This window comes from Armatimonas sp. (assembly GCF_031410135.1).
Lineage (GTDB): Bacteria > Armatimonadota > Armatimonadia > Armatimonadales > Armatimonadaceae > Armatimonas.
On sequence record NZ_JANNYP010000387.1, the window covers coordinates 1 to 3,534 of the forward strand.

The window sequence follows — 3,534 nt, forward strand, 5'->3', positions numbered from 1 at the left end:
TTGCCCGAGTCGTCGAGAAAAAACGGGCCGTTGCAAAGGTCGGGCGGGTGGCAGTAGTTGCCAGCACAAAGGTCATCAGCTCCGCCCCGATTCCCTCGCCACGCCACGCGGCAACTACTGCCACCCGCCCGACCTTTGCAACGGCCCGTTTTTTCTCGACGACTCGGGCAACGGCAACGGGGTGCTCGCCCTCACAAGCGAGAAAATGTAGCGCGGAGGCATCATCGGCGTCCCGCTCGATCTCCTCGGGAACCTGCTGCTCCTCAATGAAAACTTGGCGTCGTAGCTCCAGGCAAGCCGCTCGATCTTCATCGTTGGCGACAAGGCGACAAACTAGGCTCATTCGGGCCGGGCACGCTCGCCCCGTAGAATGAGCTTCTCGGCGTTGCGGCTGATGAGCTTAGTGCCGATGAACTCTTTGTTCGCCAGTGGATTGACAAGAACGGTGGTTAAGCCGACCCGGTTTCCAGCGACCATGTCGGTGAAGAGCTGATCGCCCACCATCAGGGCTTCGTTGGGCAGAACCGCCATTAGCTCCAGGGCCTTAAGCACCCCCGTCCGCCCTGGCTTTCCCGCATTTCCTGGCACATGGTGGACTTCGAGCTTTTCCGCGATTCGCGCTAGGCGCACCGGACGGCGCGTGTTGGAGCAGAGGCAGACACCGATTTTCGCCGATTTCACTGCCTCTAGCCACGCTAAAATATCGCCGGGAATTTCGTCGCCGTGCCAGGCAGCAAGCGTGTTGTCCAAGTCGGAGACGATGCCTCGGATGCCGCGCTCTGCCAGCCAAGCGAGCTCTAGCTCACTCACCCGACGTACCATGCGATCTGTCTTGAGCAGGCTCATGGACGAGCGCTCTTACGAACACGGGCAATGTTGGCCCGGTGCTCCTCAAACGTCTTGGCGAAGATGTGGCCTCTCCCCTCTCCCTGGACATAGAAGAGATAGTTGCTCTTCTCGGGTGCCAGCGCCGCCTGAATCGAAGCCAGACCGGGACTGCAGATCGGCCCCGGTGGGAGCCCCGCGTGGAGGTAGGTATTATAGAGCGACGGCGTTTTTAAGTCAGAAAAGAGCAAGCGGGCTTTGTGCTGCGGCAGAATATACTGCACTGTGGCATCTATCTGGAGCCGCATGTTTTTCTGGATGCGGTTGTAGATTACCCCGGCAATCTTAGGGCGGTCTTCGTCGGTCTCCGCCTCACGCTCAATCAGCGATGCCACGATCAGCGCTTCGGGTGTGAGCGAGAGCCCTTTAGTCTGCTTCTGAAAGTGCTGCTGAAGCTGCTGGACGATCTCTTTGGCCGTGACGGTTTTCGAGAACGCGTAGGTATCAGGGAAAAGCTGGCCCTCTAGCCCCTGAGTGAGCTGAAGAAACTCGGTGTCGTCTGCCAGCACGCCTTTCTCGATAAGCTTCGCCGCCATCTTCTTGATCGTAAAGCCTTCTGGGAAGGTCACTTTAGTTGAAGAGACATCGCCATGAGCAAGTTTCTGGTAGATCGCCTCCGGAGAGTCCGACGGCGAGAAGGCATAGAGCCCGGGGAGAATTGTCCCGGTTGCCACACGCTTAAAGTAGCTTGCGGAGCGAATGACATGCTTCTCTTCGAGGAGCTGGCCCACACGGGTAATGCTCGCGCCCTCAGGAATACTTACCTCAAGGGGAGCCGCGCCAGGCTCCGCAACCGGGCGACCATCGCCGCCACAGCCACTTAATACAATAAAGGCCGCAATGGCCCAGATACGTCTCTTCACTGGCTCTTTAAATAGCTTTCTAAAATTCGTACGGCGGCGGCCTGATCAATCACGGCATCGCGGCGCTTTCGTGAGACACCGGCAGCAATCAGATCCGCCTGGGCTTCTTGCGACGAGAGAAACTCATCTTGGAGGATTATCGGCAGCTTGGTTGCGTCAGCGAGAGCAACGGAGAATTTTTCGCAGTGGAGCGCCCAGTCGTTCTTGGTTCCCTGGAAGCTCAGGGGCAAACCAATGATGATTGCCTCGACGCTTTCGCGCTCTGCCCAGGACAAAATCGCCGCAATATCTTCGGCTCGTGAGCGTGCCCGTGCCAGGGTGGCACGAGGATACGCCCCAAAGCCCAGCTCATCGGTTACAGCAATCCCGATACGCTTCGTTCCTAGATCCACCCCTAGTAGTCTCACTGGTGTTAGTTCTATCACAAGGCAGGAACCTCAGACCAGATTTATGCATTAGGGTAAGTAAGAAAATCAGAAAATGCACAACAGCAAACACTTGGTTGACAAACAAAAATAGAACGGATATACTGGAAAAAGCGAACGAAAATTTGCTAAATTTGGTTTTCCGTTTTGTCGTGTAGCAGCGGAGTGTTTAGCCAGAAGGTGAGTGCAATTATGGTGTGGCGAAGTCAAAATAAGGGTCACTTCTGGAGTGATGAAGAGAAATATTTCTATCTCAATGCGAGACGGAGAGTACGTGCCAATCAGCGCCAACGGACACGACGGCTCTACCGTCGGCTTGTCTGGATAGCTCTCGCGATCGCTGGTGTCGCCTTAGCAGCGCGGGTAGCACGCTCAGCCTCCCCTCAAGGAGTGCGGGAGACAGCAACGATTCGGTTGCCGGAGCTCACACAAACGCAGGTCGTGACGGTCACCCCGGGAGACTCCCTCTGGAGTATCGCCCGACGGTATAGCCCTAAAGGCACCTCGACGATGGACAATATCGCCGTTATTTCTGCCTTAAACGGGAACCCTAACGGTCAGCTCGAACCCGGTCAGCGCTTGGTTGTCCCTGCTACGCCCTAAAATCGGTAGAGGGTCATGCGGTACAATAGCCGCGTTATGGCGAAAACCCCCTCTCCCTCCTCCCGACGAGCCGCACGTGAAACGGCCTTGCGCATCCTCTACATGATGGAGGTCGGCAAGACTCCACGTGATATCGCCCAACAGGAAACGGTCGAGGCAAACAAGCTTGATGAAGAAGCGGCGGAGTTTAGCTGTCTGCTTGTGGACGGGACACTCTCCCACCAAGACGATGCCGATGTTGCCATTGCGCAACACGCAACCCACTACCCCCTCGACCGACAAACAATCGTCGACCGAAATATCCTACGAATCGCGGCTACCGAAATTCTCTTTGATCTCTCAGGAGCACCGTATGGTGTCGTAGCCAATGAAGCCGTTGAGCTCGCCAAAAAATACTCCACCCCCGAAGCCGCAAAGTTCATCAATGGTGTCATTGGAGGACTCATCCGTGCACAAGAGAGCACAAGAGACAGTGAAATTTCTGCCACTCAGGGAGAATAAAGGTTTAGCCACCTCCCTCCTCGTGGAACAATCTCGTCATGTCTAATAGGAAACTCTCTCGACGTAGCATGCTGACTCTCCTCGTCAGCGTCGGTGGGCTTGCTGCACTCGCACAGCCCGCACTGAAGAACCAAGCGATTTTCACGCAGAAAGAGCTCAGACTCTCCGCTCCCCTCAAGCTTCAGCTCACACAGCTACGCGCAGATATTGCCAAAAATAAGTACTCATTCACCGTCGGGGCCACCGATGTCCTAGAC

7 protein-coding genes are annotated in these 3,534 nt (G+C 56.0%); 3 read left to right on the top strand and 4 right to left on the bottom strand.

Translation table 11 applies throughout. The features are described 5' to 3' along the window. The 4 genes from RMO15_RS14100 to ruvX form a co-directional block, all read right to left on the bottom strand. Positions 1-343: GNAT family N-acetyltransferase (locus RMO15_RS14100; protein WP_309713784.1), on the bottom strand; the 343-nt coding region annotated here is incomplete at its 3' end. Beyond that, positions 340-846: a YqeG family HAD IIIA-type phosphatase gene (locus RMO15_RS14105; RefSeq protein ID WP_309713788.1), complete on the bottom strand. Its 507-nt coding sequence runs from the start codon at positions 844-846 to the stop codon at positions 340-342. The genes RMO15_RS14100 and RMO15_RS14105, both read right to left, overlap by 4 nt. Further along, a complete protein-coding gene (gene mltG / locus RMO15_RS14110; protein ID WP_309713791.1) occupies positions 843-1,748 on the bottom strand; it encodes an endolytic transglycosylase MltG in 906 nt (301 codons plus the stop codon). The genes RMO15_RS14105 and mltG overlap by 4 nt, the downstream gene beginning before the upstream one ends. Then, positions 1,745-2,155 (bottom strand): Holliday junction resolvase RuvX, encoded by a 411-nt coding sequence (gene ruvX / locus RMO15_RS14115; protein WP_309713793.1) that lies wholly within the window; start codon positions 2,153-2,155, stop codon positions 1,745-1,747. Before ruvX ends, mltG begins: the two co-directional genes overlap by 4 nt. A gap of 210 nt (positions 2,156-2,365) precedes the next feature. Between ruvX and RMO15_RS14120 the strand changes: the two genes are divergently transcribed. The 3 genes from RMO15_RS14120 to RMO15_RS14130 form a co-directional block, all read left to right on the top strand. Further along, on the top strand, positions 2,366-2,776 hold the full coding sequence (locus RMO15_RS14120; protein WP_309713796.1) for a LysM peptidoglycan-binding domain-containing protein: 411 nt from the start codon (positions 2,366-2,368) through the stop codon (positions 2,774-2,776). A gap of 36 nt (positions 2,777-2,812) precedes the next feature. Then, positions 2,813-3,277 (top strand): transcription antitermination factor NusB, encoded by a 465-nt coding sequence (nusB, locus tag RMO15_RS14125; protein WP_309713799.1) that lies wholly within the window; start codon positions 2,813-2,815, stop codon positions 3,275-3,277. Positions 3,278-3,315: 38 nt separating this feature from the next. Then, the coding region (locus RMO15_RS14130; protein WP_309713802.1) for a hypothetical protein at positions 3,316-3,534 on the top strand (219 nt) is incomplete at its 3' end.

Excerpts from the sequence above, each read along its gene's own strand:
- RMO15_RS14105 (WP_309713788.1), bottom strand. The coding sequence starts at position 846 with ATGAGCCTGCTCAAGACAGATCGCATGGTACGTCGGGTGAGTGAGCTA.
- RMO15_RS14120 (WP_309713796.1), top strand. The coding sequence starts at position 2,366 with ATGGTGTGGCGAAGTCAAAATAAGGGTCACTTCTGGAGTGATGAAGAG.
- nusB (WP_309713799.1), top strand. The coding sequence starts at position 2,813 with ATGGCGAAAACCCCCTCTCCCTCCTCCCGACGAGCCGCACGTGAAACG.